This is a genomic window from Streptomyces sp. 8N616, from assembly GCF_052246385.1.
Lineage (GTDB): Bacteria > Actinomycetota > Actinomycetes > Streptomycetales > Streptomycetaceae > Streptomyces.
Genome location: NZ_JBQQBY010000011.1, coordinates 49,930 through 70,757 on the forward strand (window position 1 = coordinate 49,930; position 20,828 = coordinate 70,757).

Annotated in this window: 22 protein-coding genes; 13 read left to right on the plus strand and 9 right to left on the minus strand. The window is 69.3% G+C overall.

Annotation, left to right across the window (positions count from 1 at the left end; all coding sequences use genetic code 11):
• The first annotated feature begins 9 nt into the window (after positions 1-9).
• A complete protein-coding gene (locus ACTWQC_RS12200) occupies positions 10-552 on the plus strand; it encodes an NUDIX hydrolase (RefSeq protein WP_443315639.1) in 543 nt (180 codons plus the stop codon).
• 279 nt (positions 553-831) lie between these two features.
• On the opposite strand, the gene ACTWQC_RS12205 is transcribed toward ACTWQC_RS12200, so the two are convergent.
• On the minus strand, positions 832-1,572 hold the full coding sequence (locus ACTWQC_RS12205) for a hypothetical protein (RefSeq protein WP_443315640.1): 741 nt from the start codon (positions 1,570-1,572) through the stop codon (positions 832-834).
• A 30-nt stretch (positions 1,573-1,602) separates the two neighbouring features.
• Between ACTWQC_RS12205 and ACTWQC_RS12210 the strand changes: the two genes are divergently transcribed.
• Entirely contained in the window at positions 1,603-1,803 is a 201-nt protein-coding gene (locus ACTWQC_RS12210) for a hypothetical protein (RefSeq protein WP_443315641.1), read from the plus strand.
• A gap of 846 nt (positions 1,804-2,649) precedes the next feature.
• Here ACTWQC_RS12210 and ACTWQC_RS12215 read toward each other — a convergent pair.
• Together ACTWQC_RS12215 and ACTWQC_RS12220 are read right to left on the minus strand one after the other, a co-directional pair.
• Positions 2,650-3,891, minus strand: coding sequence for a PP2C family protein-serine/threonine phosphatase (locus ACTWQC_RS12215; protein ID WP_443315642.1), 1,242 nt, complete (start codon positions 3,889-3,891; stop codon positions 2,650-2,652).
• A gap of 263 nt (positions 3,892-4,154) precedes the next feature.
• The gene (locus ACTWQC_RS12220) at positions 4,155-5,261 is read right to left on the minus strand and encodes a fatty acid desaturase family protein (RefSeq protein ID WP_443315643.1); all 1,107 of its coding nucleotides are present in this window, start codon (positions 5,259-5,261) and stop codon (positions 4,155-4,157) included.
• A 544-nt stretch (positions 5,262-5,805) separates the two neighbouring features.
• Between ACTWQC_RS12220 and ACTWQC_RS12225 the strand changes: the two genes are divergently transcribed.
• On the plus strand, positions 5,806-6,075 hold the full coding sequence (locus ACTWQC_RS12225; RefSeq protein WP_443315644.1) for a hypothetical protein: 270 nt from the start codon (positions 5,806-5,808) through the stop codon (positions 6,073-6,075).
• Positions 6,076-6,316: 241 nt separating this feature from the next.
• A complete protein-coding gene (locus tag ACTWQC_RS12230) occupies positions 6,317-6,589 on the plus strand; it encodes a hypothetical protein (RefSeq protein WP_443315645.1) in 273 nt (90 codons plus the stop codon).
• Positions 6,590-6,704: 115 nt separating this feature from the next.
• Here the strand turns inward: ACTWQC_RS12230 and ACTWQC_RS12235 are convergent, their stop codons facing one another.
• The gene (locus ACTWQC_RS12235) at positions 6,705-7,241 is read right to left on the minus strand and encodes a DUF5994 family protein (protein WP_443315763.1); all 537 of its coding nucleotides are present in this window, start codon (positions 7,239-7,241) and stop codon (positions 6,705-6,707) included.
• Between the two features lie 298 nt (positions 7,242-7,539).
• On the opposite strand from ACTWQC_RS12235, the gene ACTWQC_RS12240 reads away from it, so the two are divergent.
• Complete coding sequence (locus tag ACTWQC_RS12240; protein WP_443315646.1) at positions 7,540-8,103, plus strand: DUF5994 family protein; 564 nt, start codon at positions 7,540-7,542, stop codon at positions 8,101-8,103.
• A 344-nt stretch (positions 8,104-8,447) separates the two neighbouring features.
• The gene (locus ACTWQC_RS12245; RefSeq protein WP_443315764.1) at positions 8,448-8,720 is read left to right on the plus strand and encodes a hypothetical protein; all 273 of its coding nucleotides are present in this window, start codon (positions 8,448-8,450) and stop codon (positions 8,718-8,720) included.
• 195 nt (positions 8,721-8,915) lie between these two features.
• On the opposite strand, the gene ACTWQC_RS12250 is transcribed toward ACTWQC_RS12245, so the two are convergent.
• Positions 8,916-10,451, minus strand: coding sequence for an MFS transporter (locus tag ACTWQC_RS12250; protein ID WP_443315647.1), 1,536 nt, complete (start codon positions 10,449-10,451; stop codon positions 8,916-8,918).
• 63 nt (positions 10,452-10,514) lie between these two features.
• Between ACTWQC_RS12250 and ACTWQC_RS12255 the strand changes: the two genes are divergently transcribed.
• Positions 10,515-11,498 carry a helix-turn-helix transcriptional regulator gene (locus tag ACTWQC_RS12255; protein WP_443315648.1) on the plus strand — a complete coding sequence of 328 codons (984 nt, stop codon included), beginning with the start codon at positions 10,515-10,517 and terminating at the stop codon, positions 11,496-11,498.
• A gap of 395 nt (positions 11,499-11,893) precedes the next feature.
• Here ACTWQC_RS12255 and ACTWQC_RS12260 read toward each other — a convergent pair whose 3' ends face one another.
• Positions 11,894-12,568, minus strand: a complete 675-nt coding sequence (locus ACTWQC_RS12260) for an ArsR/SmtB family transcription factor (protein ID WP_443315649.1) — start codon at positions 12,566-12,568, stop codon at positions 11,894-11,896.
• On the opposite strand from ACTWQC_RS12260, the gene ACTWQC_RS12265 reads away from it, so the two are divergent.
• Positions 12,536-13,078, plus strand: coding sequence for a rhodanese-like domain-containing protein (locus tag ACTWQC_RS12265; protein WP_443315650.1), 543 nt, complete (start codon positions 12,536-12,538; stop codon positions 13,076-13,078). The two genes, ACTWQC_RS12260 and ACTWQC_RS12265, sit on opposite strands and share 33 nt — an antisense overlap.
• Positions 13,075-14,343 (plus strand): MFS transporter, encoded by a 1,269-nt coding sequence (locus ACTWQC_RS12270; RefSeq protein WP_443315651.1) that lies wholly within the window; start codon positions 13,075-13,077, stop codon positions 14,341-14,343. Before ACTWQC_RS12265 ends, ACTWQC_RS12270 begins: the two co-directional genes overlap by 4 nt.
• A gap of 153 nt (positions 14,344-14,496) precedes the next feature.
• Here ACTWQC_RS12270 and ACTWQC_RS12275 read toward each other — a convergent pair whose 3' ends face one another.
• Positions 14,497-14,916 (minus strand): heavy metal-responsive transcriptional regulator, encoded by a 420-nt coding sequence (locus ACTWQC_RS12275; protein ID WP_443315652.1) that lies wholly within the window; start codon positions 14,914-14,916, stop codon positions 14,497-14,499.
• Between the two features lie 77 nt (positions 14,917-14,993).
• On the opposite strand from ACTWQC_RS12275, the gene ACTWQC_RS12280 reads away from it, so the two are divergent.
• From ACTWQC_RS12280 to ACTWQC_RS12290, 3 genes are all read left to right on the plus strand, one after another.
• The gene (locus ACTWQC_RS12280) at positions 14,994-15,242 is read left to right on the plus strand and encodes a tRNA-dependent cyclodipeptide synthase (RefSeq protein WP_443315653.1); all 249 of its coding nucleotides are present in this window, start codon (positions 14,994-14,996) and stop codon (positions 15,240-15,242) included.
• A gap of 20 nt (positions 15,243-15,262) precedes the next feature.
• Positions 15,263-17,470, plus strand: coding sequence for a heavy metal translocating P-type ATPase (locus ACTWQC_RS12285; RefSeq protein ID WP_443315654.1), 2,208 nt, complete (start codon positions 15,263-15,265; stop codon positions 17,468-17,470).
• Between the two features lie 174 nt (positions 17,471-17,644).
• The gene (locus tag ACTWQC_RS12290; RefSeq protein WP_443315655.1) at positions 17,645-18,475 is read left to right on the plus strand and encodes a DUF2182 domain-containing protein; all 831 of its coding nucleotides are present in this window, start codon (positions 17,645-17,647) and stop codon (positions 18,473-18,475) included.
• A 14-nt stretch (positions 18,476-18,489) separates the two neighbouring features.
• Here the strand turns inward: ACTWQC_RS12290 and ACTWQC_RS12295 are convergent, their stop codons facing one another.
• Together ACTWQC_RS12295 and ACTWQC_RS12300 are read right to left on the minus strand one after the other, a co-directional pair.
• Positions 18,490-19,146: a DUF1326 domain-containing protein gene (locus ACTWQC_RS12295; RefSeq protein ID WP_443315656.1), complete on the minus strand. Its 657-nt coding sequence runs from the start codon at positions 19,144-19,146 to the stop codon at positions 18,490-18,492.
• Positions 19,147-19,426: 280 nt separating this feature from the next.
• On the minus strand, positions 19,427-19,846 hold the full coding sequence (locus tag ACTWQC_RS12300) for a MarR family winged helix-turn-helix transcriptional regulator (RefSeq protein ID WP_443315657.1): 420 nt from the start codon (positions 19,844-19,846) through the stop codon (positions 19,427-19,429).
• 97 nt (positions 19,847-19,943) lie between these two features.
• Here ACTWQC_RS12300 and ACTWQC_RS12305 point away from each other — a divergent pair, with 97 nt between their 5' ends.
• The gene (locus ACTWQC_RS12305; RefSeq protein ID WP_443315658.1) at positions 19,944-20,765 is read left to right on the plus strand and encodes an SDR family NAD(P)-dependent oxidoreductase; all 822 of its coding nucleotides are present in this window, start codon (positions 19,944-19,946) and stop codon (positions 20,763-20,765) included.
• Positions 20,766-20,828 lie beyond the last annotated feature (63 nt).

A 20,828-nucleotide genomic window follows, 5' to 3' on the forward strand; every position in this document is an offset into this window, starting at 1 on the left:
GACCTGCCCGTGCCCATCACCGCCGGTCACATCCGCGGAACCATCGACAGCTACCTCGAGGCGCACCCGGACGAGAAGCGGCGGCTGGCTCCCGTCCTCGACCTGCTCGACGCTGGGGCCGACCTCACCTCGCGGAAGGAGTTCCGAGGGCACGCCACGGCCGGGGCGATCCTCGTCGACCCTGCCGGCCGCGTGCTCCACATCCACCACCTCGCCCTCGACCGCTGGCTCCTACCCGGCGGACACCTCGAGGCCGACGACACCCGGCTCGTCGATGCCGCGAAGCGCGAGCTGACCGAGGAGACCGGCATGCCTTCATCCGTCGTCGTCCCCGCTGGGCTGCGCCCGCTCCACATCGACGTGCACTCCATCCCCGCCAACGATGCCAAGGGCGAGCCGGAGCACCAGCACATCGACTTCCGGTTCCTCTTCCGCACCTCGGCCGAGGTCGGCGAACTCCAGACCGAAGAGGTCACCGCCGCGGCCTGGCGCGATGCCGAAACCCTCGCGGATGAGACGCTGCGCAGCCGCATCATGCAGGCCCTGCGCTGACCAGCCGGCCGCCCCGCGCTGCGATCCCCTACGCGCGTCCCAGCGGCCTTGCGAGGCGAATGCCCCGACTCACGTCCTCCTCCGCGAGCCGGGGCGTTCGCTCATGAAGTCAGTCCCGATGCTGGCCGTCGTCAGCGTTTCGGTTCTGAAGGCTGCGCCGTACCTCATTCCACGCCTGAATGACGTCTGGCAGCTTTGTGAGTAGCTCACGTAGCTGGGCGAGCAGCAGCACGGCTGTTCCGAAGGCGGCGAGGATAGTGAGCGTCACTCTTTCCCAGTTCACTCGAACGCCTCCGACGAGTCATCGGCCAGGCGCTGGGGCAGAACACGATCGAGCCAGGCAGAGTCGGCGCCGACCCTCTCAAGGTCCTCTCTCACATTCCTGCCGTAAATGGCCCGGCCATGGCGGAAGCGGATCTGCAGACCTCCAGGTTTGCCTTCAGTGTGCACGAGGTCGTATGTGCACTGGCGCATATATCTGTCTGGAAGGGGCGGATTATGGCACGTGCAGTGCGAGTCGCTGATGCGTAGTGACAGACCCCAGACGGGGTCCATGAGCCGAGCGAGCAGCGTGTCGTGGTCGAGCGGTACATCGCGCCGCGTGTCCAACTCAAAGATCCACTCGCCGCCTGTGATCCATGATCTAGTCGAGTAGGCCGAACTGGATTTGTGAAAGAGCGCGATGCGCCGTAGAAGACCAGAGCCGAGCCAAGCCAGCTCGCGTTCGCCGTTCCTCACACGCGGGTGCTTGACCTGGTCCTCGCGCTCGAAGCTCGACAGTACGGGCTCCCGCCACAAGGGAGGGTTACCGCCCTCGTCGAGTTCCTGCCACCGGGCGGACAGTTCGTGCTGCCATCGAGTGCCGGGGATTCCACGGATTATGAGGCGGCTGTCGCTGTTGACTCGGGTGAGGTGCAGGTCCGTGTTCTGCACAGCCGCTACCCGCAGACCGAACGCACCATCGACCTGTACCCCTGGATCTGCGTAGGGCAGCAGATTGTCAAGGGCGTAGGAGCTCATCGGATAGGCTTCCCCAGCCAGGAGCTGAGTGTGGCCGTCAAGGTGGACAACCACTGTGCCTTCGGGAGCGATGCGTACCTTGGAGATCCCGACCGGATGAGCCCACCATTCGCCTCCACGCGCCAGGTGAGCCATGAGCTGAGACTCGAGAAGAGCCTGATCACCTGCAGCAGCCGGGATGGGATGTTTGTTGTCAAGGGCCTTCAGAGAGCCCTTGAGATGGCGAAATGACTCCCCGGTGTACAGGCAGCGCATGCGAATGCGATTGGCTAGACGTCCCCCAGCAGACATGCACGATCCGTCCTCGAACGCTGCTGCCCCAAAGCATCCGAACACTGATCGGTGCACCCGAGAAAGGTGCAGACGTGCACGACCTAGCGATGGGTGGTGAAGCTAGGGCTTCTTGATCCCTCGGAGGCACCGCTGTGGGGCAGCGCAGTGCCGGGATTGGCCGCCATCCGACCAGGAGTGATGGTCGCCCACAGCGCGTAGTTCGCGCAAGTTCCCTGGTGGCAAGGCAGTCGGCGTCCTAGTTTCGGTCGGCGGGGGCGGGCGCCGCAGCCGCCCTCGGTCTGCGTGCCAGGACTTCTGTCTAGGAGTTTTGACGGCCCAGCTGGGAGTGCTGCTTCTCGCACCTCAATCCGATGGCTGTGACGCTCGTTTGCCGGGTTCAAATCCTCGCTGGGCGAGCGTTTGCGCAGGTGAGAGGGTGCGCAGAGTGAGCCCGATGTGAGCCCGCACGACTTTGGATGGGCTGTCATGTGCTGATCACAAATGCAGCGCCGCCAGGCGCTGACCTGCACGGACAGCAACCGGGCGGCAGGGCTCTGAACCCCCTGTCATGAGTCCGTCTCGTCTTTTAATCCATTGGTTGTGGGTTCGAGTCCCACACGGCCTACCGTGCGCAGGTGGGGAGACCCCTTCTGACCTGCTACGCAGCGCCCTGGCCGGGCTGGACCGGCCAGGGCGCTGCGGCTTTCCCCGCCCGTGCGTGCGGGGCGGTGTGCCGAAGACGCCTCCTGCGAGCAACGGCAGCCGCTCCTCGCCGGCTCCGCCATGGGTGGTGCGGAAGCCGGCTCACTTCAGGGTGGCGAGGTGGTCGGCTTCGCCCCCGCGCCACTCGATGAGGAAGAGGGTCGCGTCGTCACTGGTTCTGCCGCCCCGTTCCTCCTTCAGGGCGTGAGAGAGGGAGCGCACCACCGCCCGCACTCCCTCCTCCGTCCGCTCGATGCGGTTGACCCAGTCGATGAGCTGTTCCTCGCCGAACTGCTCCCCGCCGACTTCGCGCTCCTCGATCAGGCCGTCGGTGAAGCACAGAACCCTGTCGCCGCGCTGGAGGACCAGCTCGCTGACCTGCGGCTGTTCACCGCCGAAGCCGACCGGCAGGGTGGTTGCGCTCTCCAGTTGCTGGACGACCTCGTGGTTGCGGATCAGCAGCGGTGCGGGATGGCCGGCGTTGACCCATTGCAGGTGGCCCGTTGCGATGTTCAGGCGCATCATCTGCGCGGTGACGAAGTGGTCGGGTCCGAACTGCTCGGCGATCGCCCGGTCCATGAAGGTGTAGATCTCGGCCAGTCCGATGTCGGCGCGTCTGGCGTGGCGGTAGGCGCCGATGGCGACGGTTGCCATCGTGGCCGCGTCCAGGCCGTGGCCCATCGCGTCGACCGTGGCCATGTGCAGGATGTCGTCGTTGAGGGCGTAGTCGAAGCTGTCCCCGGCAACCTCGTAGGCGGGCTCGAGGATTCCGGCCACGGCGACCTGCGGGACGGACATCGCCAGCGGGGGCAGCAGGGACCACTGGATCTCCGCGGCCACGGTCATCGGTTCGAGGCGCCGGGCTTGGAAGAACCGGTCGGTGTAGCCGTGCTTGGTGACCAGCATGTCGGCGACCAGGCCGGCGAGCCTGCGCAGGAGCCGACGGTCGTCGTCATCGACGCTGTCCAGGGTGAGGGCAATCACTCCCACCTGGTCGCTGCCGTCCAGCAGCGGCAGGTACATGCGCACGCCGTCGGCCTGCGATACCTCGACGGGGGTCGCGCGCAGGAAGGCCGTGCCGGCGTCGGAGTCACCGATCGGCTCGGCCTGCCCGACGACCATTCCCCTGCCCGGCAGCGGCACCAGCATCAGCTGGCCGTAGTCCTGGAGGAGGATCGAGACGTCGCGGCCACCGACCCTGGCCACCTCTTCGGCGATCAGCGGGGCGATCAGCTGGGGCGGCATCTCATGGGCCCGGTCCAGCAGCACCCCCAACAGCCGCTCACCGAATCCTTCGGAACGGTCCACCGGGCCTGCGGCGGGGGGCTGCTCACTTCCCGCCATATCCGCGATCTTTCACCACAGTTACCCTTCGCGCCCCTCTTGTCCAAGTCGAGTCCTGTCCAAGCCGAGGCACCCCGAACGCGTCCCAAGACCCGCCCCGACACACGCGGGTCCATCCCGCGGTCACGGTGGATCCGCTCGACGCCCACTCACGCGATCTGTGCACACGAGCTCCTGACACGACCGTGATCAACCTGCACAGCTTGACCCGGCCAACCGGCCCAACGCACCCATTACGCCAGAAGCGGCGATGTCATACCGGCTCACGCCCGCGGTTCGGCCCGCAAGGGTGCTCCTACCGTGCGGAGATGGCGCAGTGCTTGTCGGTACGAGTCCAGCAAGCCTGTCTGCGTATAGGGCAGGCCGAGTTCGGCGCAGTAGTCACGAACCAGGGGCTGGGCTGCCGGGAGGGCGGTCCGGGGCATGCTGGGGAACAGGTGGTGTTCGATCTGGTAGTTCAGGCCGCCGAGCACAAAATCGGTGATACGCCCGCCCCGCACATTGCGCGAGGTGAGGACCTGGGCACGCAGGAAGTCCGGGCGCTCGTGCTCTTCGGGCATCGCCATGCCCTTGTGGTTGGGAGCGAAGGAGGCCCCCATATACAGGCCGAAAAGGGCCTGCTGTGCCAGAACGAACACCAGCGCCTTCAGCGGGGAAAGGACCAGGAGCACAGCGGTGAGATATGCCGCCGCGTGGGCGAGCAGTGCCAGCGCTTCGACCGCCAGGGGAGCGGGAGCACTCGTCCTGCCCTTGCGCAGTGCCCGGACCGAGTCCACGTGCAGTGCCCAGCCCTCCAGCAGCAGCATCGGGAAGAACAGTGTGGCCTGGTGACGGGTGATGAAGCCGGCCAGACCCGAGCGCCCGGGAGCGTCGTGACCGTTGAAGACCACGGCGCCGGTCTCGATGTCGGGATCGCGGCCGATCTGGTTGGGATGGGCATGGTGACGGTTGTGTTTGGCCACCCACCATCCGAAGCCGAGACCGATGAAGAGATTGCCGAACACCAGCCCCGTCATATTGTTGGCCCGCTTGCTCCGGAACAGTTGGCGGTGGCCGGCTTCATGGCCGCGGAATCCGCTCTGGGTGAAGGCAAAGGCCAGCACGGCGGCGACCGTCAGCTGCCACCAGGAGTCGCCGATCAGGAGCAGAGCGGCCCAACCTCCGGCCAGCAGAAGCAGCGTGGCTGCCAGCGCCGCAGCTGAGCGCAGCGGACGGTGTCGCAACAGCTGGGCGTTCCTGACCCGTCGGGAGAGCAGCGCGTAGTCACTTCCTGCGGGCCGCTCGCAGAGCGTTGTCTGCCCGTTCCGGATGTTTCCGGAGGGCTCGGCCTGCGGAACCGACGGTGTTCCGGTTGGGGCGCGCGCGGACACGGCGCGCTGAGCGAAGTTGATGGGCTCCATGAGCTCGATCCTGGTTGATGTCAGCGGCGCGCGGACGCGGGCCGCTCTTGCGGTGCCGTCGGAGCGCTACCGCATCCGATGCGACAAGGCGGGGGCGTCTCAACCCTGGTATGCACACTCGCCTGTGAACCGCCCAGGACGGCGGTGGTACGGCGGTCAGCATGCGGACTGCCCCCGTGTCCCCACCGTACTCCCCGTACGCGAGAGGCACATTTCCGCTGCGGCCCGGAAGCGAGCACACGCGATCCGGTGCACCAACGGGAGTACGGTGGCGATACCAGTGCGCTGAGAGGAGCCATCATCTCTCGCGGCGCCGACCCAGGGGATGCAAGGCCGGGCACAACGCGCGGGAGGAGGCCCGACCCTCCGGTAATCACGCAGCGCACCACGAGTCGTTTGCGCCACGACCAGTACGACTCCCTGAGCACCACGGAACCAGGCGGAATACTCCCGGCCCTTGCCAGGAATCGCTCAGGTCCCACTGCCACCCGATGAGCGAGAGGAAATGCTGCGCATGTATTCACCTGACGCGATCTCAAACCGCCGTCATAGTCGTGCCGAACCGACCGAGGAGATGATGGCCGGGCTGGTCTGCATCGTCTGCCGCACCGACTACCGGCAGGCGCCGGACACGGACGCGAAGGTGGTCTCGCACCACGGCAACAAGCAATTGCTCGCCTGCGAGGGGGTGTGCGCGCGCATGGCAAGCGGGTCCGTCACCGGTCTCGGGGAGACACCTCTCCCGCTGGCCGAACGCATGCACAACTACGAGGTCGAGCACTGACGCGACAGCCCCGGCACACTGCCGGAACGCTCTGTCCGACTGCCGCCGGGGCCCGGGCCCATGCGCCGGCACCGTGCATCAGCCGGAACAGGACGGCGCTCGGGGATGCGCAAACGCGCCGGCCAAGGCCCCTCGCCACAGCCTGGTGGTGTCGAGAATTCCGCGGCCCGATGAGTCGCCGCCGACCGGTCGACGGGCCTAGCGTTGAGCTGGGGCGCAGCGTCCTCAGAAGGTGACGGCCATGGCATCTCTTGCCGAGCGGAAGGCGTACCGCGAGAAGATCATGCAGGCGCTTTACGAGACCGCAGAAGGAAATCGCCTTCTGGGGGTCACCGGGTCGAAGCTGCGTGACGATCTCGGCATTCCCGACGCGGACATTGCCGCCGCCTGCACGTATCTGGAGGGCGAAGGTCTGGTCACGGTCGACTGGGCGGCGGGCAATACACCCGCCATGGTCATGCTGACCCACCAAGGTATCCGCGTCATGGAGGCCAAAGAGGAGGAGCAGGATTGAGGGGGTGCTCCGCCTCGTCGGCGTAGTGTTGTAGCGGGTCTTTGCACTCTCACGTGCGATGACCTGGAAGGGACGGCCCCGGTGTGAATGCGCCGGGGTCGTTTCACGTCGGACTTCAGTCCGGTTCGGCGCGTTCCCCGTCGGTGTTCCGCTCCGCCGGGCGACTCGTACGCGCGGGATTGATGCTGGTGTCGATCAGGATCTGCTCGGCCTGTGTGACGTTGTCGGCCTGTACGGCCCTGGACATCGCCTCCCGTGCCGCCGACGGGGTTGCCTCCGGCGGGACCACGAGCAGCAGGAAATAGTCTTGATCGCCACGGGTGATGAGCACCGTGTCGTCGCCGACCGGGTACCAGTCGATGTGTACGACCCGGTCATCGATGATCAGGCGCACCGGGACCTCATCCCAGGCACTCGCGTCCAGGCCCACGCGGGTGATGGGACCCAAGTGCTCGGTCAGGGCACTGATCAAGCCGGGCAGCTGATCGCCGACGTCACGGGAGCGCGGCCACCAGGCGCCATCGAGAATTCCTTCACGGGTCCGCCTCGTCTCCAGCCTCAACAGAAGCGCGCCGGGCTCCGCGTGCTGGTGGACGGCATCCGGCAGCAGTCTGGGGCGGGATGGGTTCGTGGAGTCTTCGAAGCCGGCCATCATGGTGCGCCGCCCGTCCGCGGAGCCCGGCAGGGCCCGCTCACTGCCGGGAAACGACGTCGGCACGGTTGCCGACATGCATGCGTCCTCGGCACTGCCTCCACGGTACCCGGGGTGAGACCGTCCCGTCCCTGGGCAGATCCGCGAAACAGCAGGCCAATCAGGGCCTGGCCGGGTCTCCGCCGGAGTAGGCTCGAACCACCGGGAGCACTTCGTGCCGCGACTTTCATGTCGGGGTCGTTCGCGGCGAACAACTATGCCGGGCAGACGGAAACGCTCCCGGAGGCAGGTCCGCGCCATGACCGCGACCACCGACCACACTCCTACCACTGGCGAGCGCGTGTCCTCGCCACCGGCCCGCCTGTCCCTGGCCCCGGACGATGCCGGCCCAGCACTTCTGGACGGCGCCTGGTGGCCCTACTCGCGCGATCTCGCACGTGAACTCCCCGCCATGATCGACGTACTGGATCGCCGCTGGGGGCGGATCACCCGGATCGCGGTGAATCCCACCCTCTGGCCCGTGATCCCGCGGAAGGTGCCCGTCGCCGGGCATGTGGTGCACGTGGGATGGTTCGCGGCTGCGCAGGACCCGCACAAGCTGCTGCTGCTCTCCTCCACCGCAGGCCGCTGGGACCTGCTGGTGATCCCGCCGGTGACCGGAGAGGCCGCCGCCGCCCGGCTGATGGCAGCCGCAACCGAGCCACAGGGCCACCTCACCGCCACCGCTCTGATGGCGAACGAGGAGGCCCTCAGCGCCACGGAGGCCGACCGTGGCGGGGAGGCGGAGTGGGAGTCGGAAGGCGGCACCGTGCCCGGTCCCGGGAATCCGGCCAGGCTTCCCGGCTCCGCCCAAGGGATGTGAGAACGATGACGACCGCCATCACCGTGGCCGTGATCCTCGTGATGATCGCTGCAGGAGTACTTCTGATCCACGCTCTGAACGGCCAGCACAACCAGCGGATCGCAGCCTTCCGGTACGGCGACCTCCTGCCGTACCGCCGCCGGGCCACCGAGCCGCTGGAGAAGACCGGCGACACCGCCGGTCCGCCCGCCGGAAGGGCTCGCGCTCGCCAGAAGCAACCGGTCAGCAGCCGTCGGCGACCGCGGTCGGCGAAGGAGCCGGCGGGAGGCATGACGCGCTCGCGACGGCTGCTCGCTTCCCCAGGACGCAGCCGGGTCACCGCTTCGGACCGAGAGGCCGGCGCCATGAGCTCGGACGAGTCGGCGTCTGCGCCCGGGCTCGCCGAGGTCCGCATCGTCGCCGCGTCGCCCGAAGCGGCCCGGAAAGTAGCCGAAGTGCTCCGTCACCGCTTCGCCGGCACCGAACAGCGCAGCTACCCGGCAGGCCACGACGGCAGCACGCGGCTCCACCTCACCGTGGACACCATGCAGCGCCCCCAGGCCCTGCAGACATTCCAGTCCGGGGTGCTCACCCACCACTCGACCGGCACCGAGCAGCCGCACGCCGACGAGGCCTGAAACAGACGTTGCCAGTCTTCTTGAGCACTCCGACTTCTTGAGCACTCCGACGGTGACCATCATCCCGAGGAGCAGGAAGACGATGTTCCAGTCGATGCCGCTGTGCTCGGGGCGGTTCCTCCGCATTCGGCAAGTGCTCGGGGCGGTTCCCCCGCATTCGGCAAGGGAACCGCCCGCTACTGTGCTGGACGGGCGTCAGACGCCGGCGAGCTCCGGCTCGGCCTTGGTCCCAGGGTGTCCGCCCTCGTCCGCCGTGAGGTCGGCGTGCGGCCGCACGTGCTTGGGGAGCGCGAACATCAGCAGGAACACCGCACCCAGGACCGCGACGACCCACCCCATCGCGTTGCTGAACGCGCCCACGAACTCCGCCCCACCCGCTCGCGGTGCGCGGGACTCGTCCATGGCGCCGAAGAACACCACCGAGGTGAGCCCGAGGCCGAGCGCCATGCCCAGCTGATTGGTGGTGTTGATGAGCCCTGATGCCGAGCCCGCGTGCTGCTGCGGCACCCCGGAGAGCACCGCGTCCGTCAGCGGTGCGAAGACCAGGCCCATGCCGCCGCCCATCGCGATCAGCGGCAGCGCCATCTGCCAAGAGGCGATGGCCGTGCCGTACCGGTCGGCCTCCCACAGGTAGAGCAGCGCACCCAGGGCGAGGAGCACCGCGCCGGTCTGCAGCACCCGGCGACTGCCGAAGCGCGGGGTGAACAGCTGCACGGACACCCCGGCGGCGGCGGAGCATGCCACGGTGAACGGCAGGCCCGTCAGCCCGGCGTGCAGCGGGCTCCAGCCCAGGCCGATCTGCATGTAGAGGGTCCAGACGAGGAAGAAGATGCCCAGCGTGGTGCTGAACGCCACCTGCACGCCGATACCCGCGGCGAAGCTCTTCACCTTGAACAGCGACAGCTCGACCAGCGGCGCCCCGTCCTTGCGCTTCTTGTGCCGCTCGTACGCCACGAACACCGCCAGCATCGGCACGCTCGCCGCCATCGAAACGAAGCCCCACACCGGCCAGTCGTTCTCGTGGCCCATGGTGATCGGGTAGAGCAGCATCAGCAGTCCCGCAGTGGCAAGGACAACGCCGCCCAGGTCGAGTCGCAGCGCGTCCGGGGCGGTGGACTCGGTGATGAACCGGCGGCCGAGGATGAGTCCGGCGATGCCGACCGGGAGGTTGATGAGGAAGATCGGCCGCCACTCCAGGCCGAGGAGGTTCCACTGCGTGAGCAGCGCGCCCAGCAGGGGGCCGGAGACCGCGCCGAGCCCGACGACGGCGCCGAACATCCCGAAGACCTTGCCGCGCTCGTGCGCGGGGAAGGTGACGTGGATGATGCTCAGGACCTGCGGCACCATCAATGCCGCCATCGCGCCCTGCAGCACACGAGAGGCGACCAGCATCCCGGGGTCGGCCGCGATTCCGCACAGCAGCGAGGCGAGGGTGAAGCCTCCGATGCCGAGCAGGAAGACCCGCTTCCGCCCGAAGATGTCGCCAAGCCGCCCGCCGGTGATCAGCCCGACGGCGAAGGCGAGGGCGTACCCAGCGGTGATCCACTGGACGGCGCTGAACGAGGCGCCTATGCCGCGCTGGATGCCGGGGATCGCGATGTTGACGATCGTGGCGTCGACGAGGTCCATGAACGAGGCGGTGAGGAGGACGGCAAGCGCGATCCAGCGGCGCCGGTCGGTGGCGGCGGAAGTGCCGCTGGGCAGGGGATTGTCCTGCGTCTTCGTTTCCATGCGCGCTAAGCTAGAGCCCGTATAGGACAGATCCTGTCCTAAATGTTGAGCAATCTGGGACTCATGACGACAGACACCCCGGCACGACTGCTGAACCTCCTCTCCCTGCTGCAGACACCGCGCGAATGGCCCGGCAGCGAGCTCGCCGAGCGACTCGGCGTCACCACCCGCACCATCCGCCGCGACATCGACCGGCTGCGCGACCTCGGCTATCCCGTGGAGGCCGCCCGGGGCGCAGTCGGGGGCTACCGACTCGTCGCCGGCAAGGCCATGCCCCCGCTGCTGCTCGAGGACGACGAGGCCGTCGCCATCGCCGTCGGACTGCGCAGCGCCGCGGGACACACAGTCGCGGGTCTTCCCGAGGCATCCGTACGCGCCCTCGCCAAGCTCGAGCAGGTGCTGCCCTCACGGCTTCGCCGCCGTGTGACCACCCTCTCCAACGCCACCACCCCGCTCACCCGGTGGCAGGGCCCTCAGGTCGACCCCGACGTACTGACCGTGCTCGCCACCGGAGTCGCCGGCGGCGAAAAGCTGCGCTTCGGCTACCGCGCCGCGGACGGCACCGAGACCAAGCGACTCGTCGAGCCCGCCGGACTCGTCTCGGCGGGCCGCCGCTGGTACTTCGTCGCCTACGACAACGACCGCGACGACTGGCGCATCTTCCGCGTGGACCGCATCACCAAGCCGTTCCTGACCGGCGTCCGTCCAACGCCGCGCAAACTCCCGGCCAAGGACGCCGCGGCCTATCTCGCCGCCCGGATGACCGGGGACCGCTCCACCTACGAGGCGGTGGCCACACTCCACGCCCCGTACAAGGAACTCGCCCCTCGCCTCGGCGACGCCGCCACCGGACTCGAGGCGGCCGGCGAGAACGCCTGCGTGCTGCGCACCGAGGCCGACTCCCTGGAATGGCTGGCCCTCCGACTGGCCGCGCTGGGCTGCGAGTTCGAGGTGCATGAGCCGCCCCAGCTCGCTGACTATCTCCGCGAGCTGGGCGGCCGCGTCACCCGCGCCGCAGGAGGCCGGAGCAGCGCCCCCTCCTGCTGAAGAGGGCCGACTCTCGGTCGAAATCCCAGCTGCTCGCCGAGGCAGCGACCGCGCCGACGAAGGCGGCTTCGGCAGGCACCTGAAAGGCTCCGGCCCCGGCTATCGGAGAGCTGTTCGTCGCGGAAACGTGCCACCCGCCCATCGACTCCGCTCGAACCGCCCGCAGAGCGCGCGGCGGCACTCTACGGAATAGCGCGCCATAGCGCGCCGCGGAATGACGCCTCCCACCAGATCATTCGTCGTGGCACGGGATCGATGGTGACCTGGCGACGACGAGCCCGGGTCTTCCCGGCGTGGACGCAGTGGGTGGACAGGCCTGCTGGCGGGGGTGGTGGCGTTGTCGTCGAGGTGGACCGGTCCACCTTGCAGCCCGGGGTGTGCATGCCGTGCGGGGTTCATGCGGCGTTCCCGATGGCTACGGGCAGGTCGGCGAGGCGCCATTCCAGCATGCCGTCGTTCAGCCGGACGGCGCGGCGGCCATGGGCGTTCAGCAGCCGTACGGCGTCGTGGGCCAGGACGCAGTACGCGCCGCGGCAGTACGCGACCACCTCGGGGCCGTCAGGCAGCTCCGCCAGCCGGTCCGCGAGTTCGTCGACCGGGATGGAGACCGCGCCGGGGATGTGCCCGGCGGCGTACTCCTCGGCCGGGCGCACGTCGAGGACGACGACGTCGCCCGCCTGTGCGCGAGCGAGCAGCTCCTCGCGCCCGACCTCGTCCGGCTGCTCGTCGCCGAGGTAGGCGGTGCGGGCGGCTTCGACGCCGACCTGGTGGGTTTGAGCAACCTGCCGCAGCAATGCGTACAGGGCGACGACATCGTCTCCGGCCAGCCGGTAGTGGATGCGTACGCCGTCCCTGCGGGTGGCGACCAGGCCGGCCTGCTTGAGGGTCTGCAGGTGGGCCGAGGCGGTGGTCAGATTCAGTCCCGCCGCCTTGGCGAGCGCGTCGACACTGCGCTCGCCCTGGGCGAGCAGCTCGAGCAGCTCCAGCCGCTGGCCGAGGTGCGCACGCTGCTCGGCCAGGGCGCGCAGATCGTCGACGTGCGTCCCGTCGCCGATTTCGCCGCTGGGCACATCCCCGGCGCAGTCTCCATCCCGCTCCGCGATCAGTTCGCCACCTGGCTGGGCTGGCTGCTGCCCGACGACACCCCGATCGTCTTCGTCGCCGCCCCAGGCCAGGACCTCGCCGAGATCACGTGGCAGGCCCTGAAGGTCGGATACGAGCGACTGGCCGGGCGCCTCGACGGCGGCATGGCCGCCTGGACCGCCGACGGCGGACAGCAGCAGACCATCGAGCTGCTCACCGCCGACCGCATCGCCGGTCGCCCGGTCCTCGACGTCCGGCAGCGGGCCGAACACACCGCGGGGCACATCGCGGACGCGGTCCATGTCGAACTCGGCGACCTCGCGGCACGTACCGATGAAGCACCTGATGGCGCCGTGGTCCACTGCGGTCACGGCGAGCGCGCCATGACCGCGGCGAGCCTGCTGCAGCGCGCCGGGCACCACGGCCTCTCCGTGCTCGACGGCGGCCCTGCCGACTGGGCGAAGGCCACGGGCCGCACCCTCCAGGAAAGCGTGTGACCACCCGGGCCACGATGCGTACCACCGACGGCATACGGCTCGGACTGCGCGCCAACCTCGCCCAGTTCAGCCTGCTCGTCGCCGTCAACGCCCTGGTCGGCGGAATGCTCGGCCAGGAACGCACCGTCCTGCCGCTGTTGGCCGACGACGTCTTCCACCTGTCCGCCTACACCTCCGCGCTGACCTACATCCTCGCCTTCGGCGCCACCAAGGCCGTCACCAACTTCTTCGCCGGCACCTGGTCCGACCGCTTCGGCCGCAAACCCGTACTGATCGCCGGATGGCTGATCGCGCTGCCCGTGCCCGTCATGCTGGCGTGGGGCCCGTCCTGGGGCTGGATCATCGCCGCCAACATCCTGCTCGGCATCAACCAGGGCCTGACGTGGTCCACCACCGTCATCATGAAGATCGACCTGGTCGGCCCGGAACGCCGCGGGCTGGCGATGGGCTTCAACGAGGCCGCCGGATACGGTGCCGTGGCCGTCACCGCCATGGCCACCGGCGCCATCGCCGAGCACGTCGGCCTGCGCCCCGAGCCGTTCCTGCTCGGCGCCGCCTACGTCGTCCTGGCCCTCGGTCTGTCTACCGTGGCGGTACGCGAGACCCGCGACCACGCCCGCTTCGAAGCCGCCCGGCACGGCGCGCCCACGGGCAGTGAGCCCCATGGGGAACTGACCACTGGCCAGATCGCACGCCTCACCAGCTTCCGTGACAGAGCGCTGTCCGCGGCCAGTCAGGCGGGCATGGTCAACAACCTCAACGACGCCCTCGCCTGGGGCATCTTCCCTCTGCTCTTCGCCGAACACGGCTTGCCCATCGCCCAGATCGGCGTCCTCGCTGCTCTCTACCCGGCCGTGTGGGGCGCCGGGCAGATGCTCACCGGCTGGTGGTCCGACCGCATGGGGCGCAAACACCTGATCACCGCGGGCATGTTGCTCCAGGCCGCCGCCATCGCCCTCGTCGCCGAAGGCTCCGCCTCCGCCGTCTGGGCCACAGCCCAGGTCCTTCTCGGCATCGGCACGGCCCTCGTCTACCCCGCCCTGCTCGCCGTTATCGGCGACGTCGCCCACCCCGCCTGGCGCGCCCGCGCCGTCGGCGTCTACCGGCTGTGGCGTGACGGCGGCTTCGCCGTCGGCGCCCTCCTCGCCGGAGCCCTCGCCGACGCCTACGGCCTGACCACCGCCATCTGGGCGATCGCCGCTCTCACCGCTGCCTCCGGTCTCCTCGTCGCGGTACGGATGTACGAAACCCATCCACGCACCTGACAGGCGACCGCCGCGCCAGGTCCAGCTGATGCGCTGCTCGAGCACGGCGCGCTCAGCGGGGTCGGCGGTCAGGTCAGTACCAAAAAACTGACGATACAGAGCCTGAATTCAGGAAACGGTGTCTCCCGGAGGGTGTCCGCGCGCGGAGGAGAGTCATGCGTCCTCGGGCGCGATGGGGGTGGATTCGATGATCGGGCAGATCACGCCCGGCTCGCCGCGTCCGGCGGCCTGGTCGGCGACGTGGCGTGCGTCCTGGAGGGTCTTCTTCAGGGCTTGGAGGTCGGCGATGCGCTGGTCGACCTGGGCGAGGTGTTCGTCGAGCAGGCCGATGACGAGGTCACAGGGCTGCTGGCCATGGCGTTGCAGGTCGAGGATGCGCTTGATCTCCTTCAGGCTCAGGCCGAGGGCCTGGGCCCGGCGGATGAAGCCGAGGACGGCCACGGCGTCGTCGGTGTAGGTGCGGTAGCCGGCGGCGGTGCGCTCGGGAGGAGCGATCAGGCCATTGGCCTCGTAGAGGCGGACGGCCTTGGGGCTGAGTCCGGTCTGGGCGGCAATGCGGCCGACGGTGAGCATGACGGGGCTCCGTTCGTGGGGCGTCTCTCCAGTGTCGGCTTGACCTTGCCCTAAGGGCAAGGTTCTACCGTGCGGGCATGAGGACGGATCAAGGGGACGGCCGACCGGTGATGACCGTGGAGCCGTTGAGTACCGCATGCGCGGCCGTGGTGGAGCGGGGAGAGGACGCCTGCTTCGGGGCCGGCCCGTTCAACAGTTACTTCTCTGCGACCGGAACCGACCACCAGCCGCCACACGTGCTGCGCCGCCCGTTCATCGGTGAACTGGGCCGGTGGCCCGCCGCCGGACAGGTCTTCGCCGTGGTCACACAGACGGGCCGGAAATGAATCGAGAGGGAACCACCACGATGTCGACGACGACCGGCACCGGCACGGACCGCCCCATAGAGCTGGCGATCACCGGGATGACCTGCGCCTCGTGCGTGGCGAGAGTCGAGCGGAAGCTGGACAAGCTGCCCGGGGTGAGCGCCACGGTGAACCTGGCGACCGCGACCGCGCACGTCACCCGCGAGGACCCGGCAGTCGAGGTGGCGGAGCTGATCGCCGCCGTCGAGGCCATCGGCTACGGCGCCGAGTTGGCCGGGACCGCCGCGCCGGAGACGGAGGAAGGCGAGGCCATCGATGCCGAGCAGGCGCATGTCGCCGGGCTGCGGCGCCGCCTGATCGTCTCGGCGCTGCTCGCACTGCCCGTGGTGGTCATATCGATGATTGCCGCGGTGCATTTCGCCGGGTGGGAATGGGTCGCGCTGGCGCTGGCCACGCCGGTGGTGGCGTGGGGCGCGTGGCCGTTCCACCGGGCGGCGGCGCTGAATCTGCGGCACGGCTCGGCGACCATGGACACCCTGGTCTCGCTGGGCGTACTGGCCGCGTATCTGTGGAGCGCGGGCGCCCTGGCCGTCGGTGGGAAGCACCTGTATCTGGAGGTCGCCGTCGTCCTGACGGCGTTCCTGCTGGCCGGGCGGTTCTTCGAGGCGCGGGCCAAGCGGCGGGCCGGGGAGGCGATCCGGGCGCTGATGGACCTGGGCGCCAAGGACGTCGCGGTGCTGCGTGACGGAGCCGAAGTTCGTATCCCTGTTGAGGAGTTGGTAGTCGGGGATGTGTTCGTCGTGCGGCCCGGGGAGAAGATCGCCACGGACGGGGAGGTCGTCGAGGGCGCCTCGGCGGTCGATGAGTCGCTGCTGACCGGGGAGAGCGTGCCGGTGGAGGTCGAGCCCGACTCGCCAGTCACCGGCGCCACTGTCAACAGCCACGGCCGCCTGGTCGTTCGTGCCACCCGGGTCGGGGCGGACACCAAGCTGGCGCAGATCGCCGCGCTGGTGGAGCGGGCGCAGACCGGCAAGGCCGAGGTGCAGCGCCTGGCGGACCGGATCTCGGCGGTGTTCGTCCCGGTCGTCATCGCCCTCGCCGTAGGCACGTTCGGTGTGTGGCTGCTGACCGGAGCCGCGGCGGCGACCGCGCTTACGGCGGCCATCGCCGTGGTGATCATTGCCTGCCCGTGCGCGCTCGGGCTGGCCACGCCGACCGCGCTGATGGTCGGCACCGGGCGTGGCGCGCAGCTCGGGCTCCTGATCCGCGGGCCGGAAGTCCTTGAGTCGACCCGGCGGATCGACACCGTCGTCCTGGACAAGACCGGCACGGTCACCGAGGGCAAGATGCGCCTGGTCGACGTCGTAACGGCCGACGGTGAGGACGCGGCCGAGGTGTTGCGACTGGCCGGTGCCTTGGAGAACGCCAGCGAGCACCCGATCGCCGTCGCCGTCACGACCACGGCGCGGGAGCGGCTGGGCGCGCTGCCTGGGGCGACCGGCTTCGCCAATACGCAGGGGCGGGGCGTGACCGGGCACGTCCAAGGCCGTACGGTCCGCGCAGGTCGGGCCCGTTGGCTGGAGGAGCAGGAAGGGCTGTCGCTGCCCGAGGAGCTTCGGCGCGCGCAGAAGGAGGCCGAAGCCGAAGGCCGTACGGTCGTCTTCGCCGCCTGGGACGCGCAGGTGCGCGGCGCGCTGGTGGTCGCCGACACCGTCAAGGCGACCAGCACCGAGGCGGTGGCCGACCTCAAGCGGCTCGGCCTCACGCCAGTCCTGCTCACCGGCGACAACACGGCCGCAGCCGGCGCGGTGGCGGCCGAGGTCGGCATCGACCAAGTGATCGCCGAAGTCCATCCAGAAGACAAAGTCGCCGAGGTCGAACGCCTCCAGCAGCAGGGCCGGGTGGTGGCGATGGTCGGCGACGGCGTCAACGACGCGGCCGCCCTCGCCCAGGCCGACCTGGGCCTGGCGATGGGCACCGGGACCGACGCGGCGATCGCCGCCTCCGATCTCACCCTCGTACGCGGGGACCTGCGGGCGGCGGCGGACGCGATCCGGCTGGCCCGGCGCACCCTCCGTACGATCAAGGCCAACCTGTTCTGGGCCTTCGCCTACAACGTCGCGGCGCTGCCGCTGGCCGCTCTCGGCATGCTCAACCCGATGATCGCCGGCGGCGCGATGGCGTTCTCCTCGGTCTTCGTGGTCTCCAACAGCCTGCGGCTCCGCCGCTTCCAGCCCTTGGACCGCTGACGGGCGCTATGGCCCGGTTCCTCCCTCCTTCGGTTTTGCAACACACCCGTCTGTGATCTGCTGGAGGAGTCGGGCCGACTTCTCACCCCGTCGTGGGCTGCGGTCGACATTGCCGGGCACCCGGTGGTGAGGCGCCTGGTGATCACGGCAGGACGGGCCCCTGGGAGGAGTGCCATGCTGCACGTCCGCATCGCCGCCCCAGCACCGACACAGCCCGGATTCCTCCTGCCGCGGCGTGATCTGGCCATGGCGTGGATCTTGATGGCTCTGCTCGCCGCGCTGGCATGGGTGCTCACCGTCGCCCAGTCCCGCGACATGGGCATGGAGCCGGGAACGATGGGTCTGGCGCTGCCGCTCTTCCTGCTGCTGTGGGTGACCATGATGGTGGCGATGATGTTCCCGTCGGTCGCACCGGTGGCCATTACCTGGGCGCGTGCGATCGGCCGTCAGTCGGCCGGTGCGGTCCGCGCCGCTCGGATCGCCGAGTTCGCCGGGGGTTACCTGCTCGCCTGGACGGTATTCGGTCTGCTCGCCTACGGAGTCCTGGCAGCGGCCGCGCGTCTGGTGGACGACGACCCCGAGGCAGGCCGCTGGCTGGGCGCGGCTGCGTTCCTGCTCGCGGGGCTGTACCAATTCGGGCCCCTGAAGCGCGTCTGTCTCCTGCACTGCCGCAATCCGATGTCGCACCTGATGCGGTACGCGCAATTCCGGCCGTGGGCCCGCGACCTGCGTGTGGGCGCGCACCACGGGCTCTACTGCGTGGGCTGCTGCTGGGGCCTGATGATCGTCCTCGTTCCACTCGGGGTGATGAATGTGGCAGCCATGGCCGGCCTGGCAGCGGTGATCTTCCTGGAGAAGCTGTGGCGGCGCGGCCCATGGCTCACCTGGGCGGTTGGTCTGGCCTTTCTCGCCCTGGGCGCCCTGGCCCCGTTCCACGACTGGCTGCTGCCAGGACTGCAGATGTCGGAGCCGTCGATGGACCCAACGATGGTCCGACCGCACTGAGCGTCCGCCGTACGTCAGTCGGGGCCGCTCCAGTCGAAGGGGAAGTGCTTGCTGGACTTGCCGCTGCGGCTCCAGCTGAAGCCGAAGGCGTCGGCTTCGTCCGTGGTGGCCCGGCCCCAGGTGGCGATCTGGCCGGGGCCGACCTCGGCACCTGGGGCGTTGTGAACCTGGACCCGCGCGCCTTCGGGAGTCGTGGGACCGGTGAGGGCCTCGGCGCGGGCGGTAACACGCCCGGGGATCTCGGCGCTCCAAGCCCCCAGTTCGTCGTCGATCTCGACGGTGATGGGAGCGACGTCCATGCCGCGCATCTCGGCGCCCAAGATTTCACTGAACTGCAGCGGCCAGCCGCCGGCCTCACCGCCGAAGATCGCTCCGAGCGCGGCGCGCTGCGGATCGTCGGCGCGTTCGTCGACGAAGACGGCGGCGTACGCGTCCGTGTGGGTTCCCTCCCATGGGTTGCCGGTGAAGGACCCGAGCATCAGGACATTCAGACCGTCGAGTGGGACATCCCCGTATCGGCCCTCGCGTATGTGCCAGGCGAGCACACCCTCGCAATCACCCTCGGTCGGAGGCTGAGCGAACGTGCAGGGGCACGGTATGGCGCACTTGCAGGTGTCGAACCAGTCCCCGACCACATGCCAGGGCGGGCTGCTGGTGGTCTGCTCGGTCATCTCGCTCCTCCTCTCCCACGACCGCCGAAGTCCATGAGAGTGGCGAGGCTGCCCCGACCGAGCCCGCCGGCCGGGATGGCGGAGCGGCCTCACCTCCAGCGTGCGCCTTGCCTTCGCGGAAGCGGAAGGCCGGGTGATGGAGAGCGGTCACCTCCCGCTCCCGGCCAGGCTCGGCCTGCCCCTCACTCGCCGGTCGATGCCAGGTCCGCCGCCTGGACCTGCCGAACGGGCCGGCGAGGGGTTGCTGTGAGCGGGGGATCGCGGCGACACCGGGCCGCCGTCATGCCTCCAGCATCAGTTGCAGCAGCTCGCGCAAAGACTCGCGCTGCTTCGTGCTGAGTCGGCCCAGCGGGGCGCCGGCGAAGGGCATGCGGGCGCGGAGGTCGGCGGTGACGGCGCGACCTGCCGCGGTGGCGGCGACGAGTTTGACGCGGCGGTCGCCGGGGTCGGGGTGGCGCTCGACCAGGCCACGGTGCTCCAGGCGGTCGATGATCGCGGTGACGTTGGAGGGCTCCGCGTGCAGGTGGTCGGCGATGCGGCGCATCGGGGCCGGGTCCTCGGTGGCGAGCAGTGCCTTGGCCTGGAGTGGAGTCAGCTCGTGGGCGGTGGCGGCGGCCTCGGACTCCTGTGCGTAGCGGCGGTTGATGGCCGCGAAGAGGGCGACGATCTCCCGGGTCAGCTCGTCCGATGGCTTGGGCATGAGATCAGTCTACCGATGTGCTTGACAACCTGAAATATCCCGGCCCATAGTTATAGGAGATAGTAGTTATGATTCGTAAGTAAAGGATTGCCGAAAGATGAGCATCAAGACCGTCCTGATCACCGGCACCTCCTCCGGCATCGGCCTCGCCACCGCCGTCGCCGCCGCACAGAGCGGCTGGCGCGTCGTCGCCACCATGCGCGATACCACCAAGGCGGGCGCGCTGCTGGCGGCGGCCGAGGCGGCCGGGGTGAGCGTTGAAGTCCGCGCGCTGGATGTGACCGACCCGGCCTCCGTCACAGCCTGCCTGGCCGGCCTCGACCGTCTGGACGCGCTGGTCAACAACGCCGGCGCCGGCCACCTCGGCACGCTCGAGCAGGAGAGTGTCGAGGACGTGCGCGCCGTCATGGAGGTCAACTTCTTCGGCGTCCTGCACGTCACCAAGGCGGCCTTGCCCATGCTGCGTGCGAGCAAGGGCCGCATGGTGACCGTGACCAGCGTCGGCGGCGTGGTCGGCCAGCCGTTCAACGAGGCGTACTGCGCGGCGAAGTTCGCCGTCGAGGGCTTCATGGAGTCGCTCGCCCCGGTCGCGGCGACGGTCGGCGTGGCGGTCAGCGTGGTCGAGCCGGGTGCGGTGGCCAGCGAGTTCGTCAGCAACGTGGGCGGCCGCGACACCGTGGTGGAGCAGGCCGGCCCGTATGCGCCCGCGCTGGCCGCCTACCTGGCCCGCACCCGCGACGCCTTCGCCGCCGCGCAGACGCCGCAGGGCGCGGCGGCACCGATCGTCGAGCTGCTGGAGGCCGAGCAGCCCGCCTTCCGGGTGCAGACCTCGGATACCGCGCGAGCGTTCACCGCCGTGAAGCTCACGGACGGCGACGGCTCGGCCGTGCAGGCCCTGACGAGCACGTGGATCGCCTAGCCTCGCCCAGCCTTCGTCTGGCCTGGGTGAACCTCCGGCAGTAACCGCCGGGTTACTTGCTCC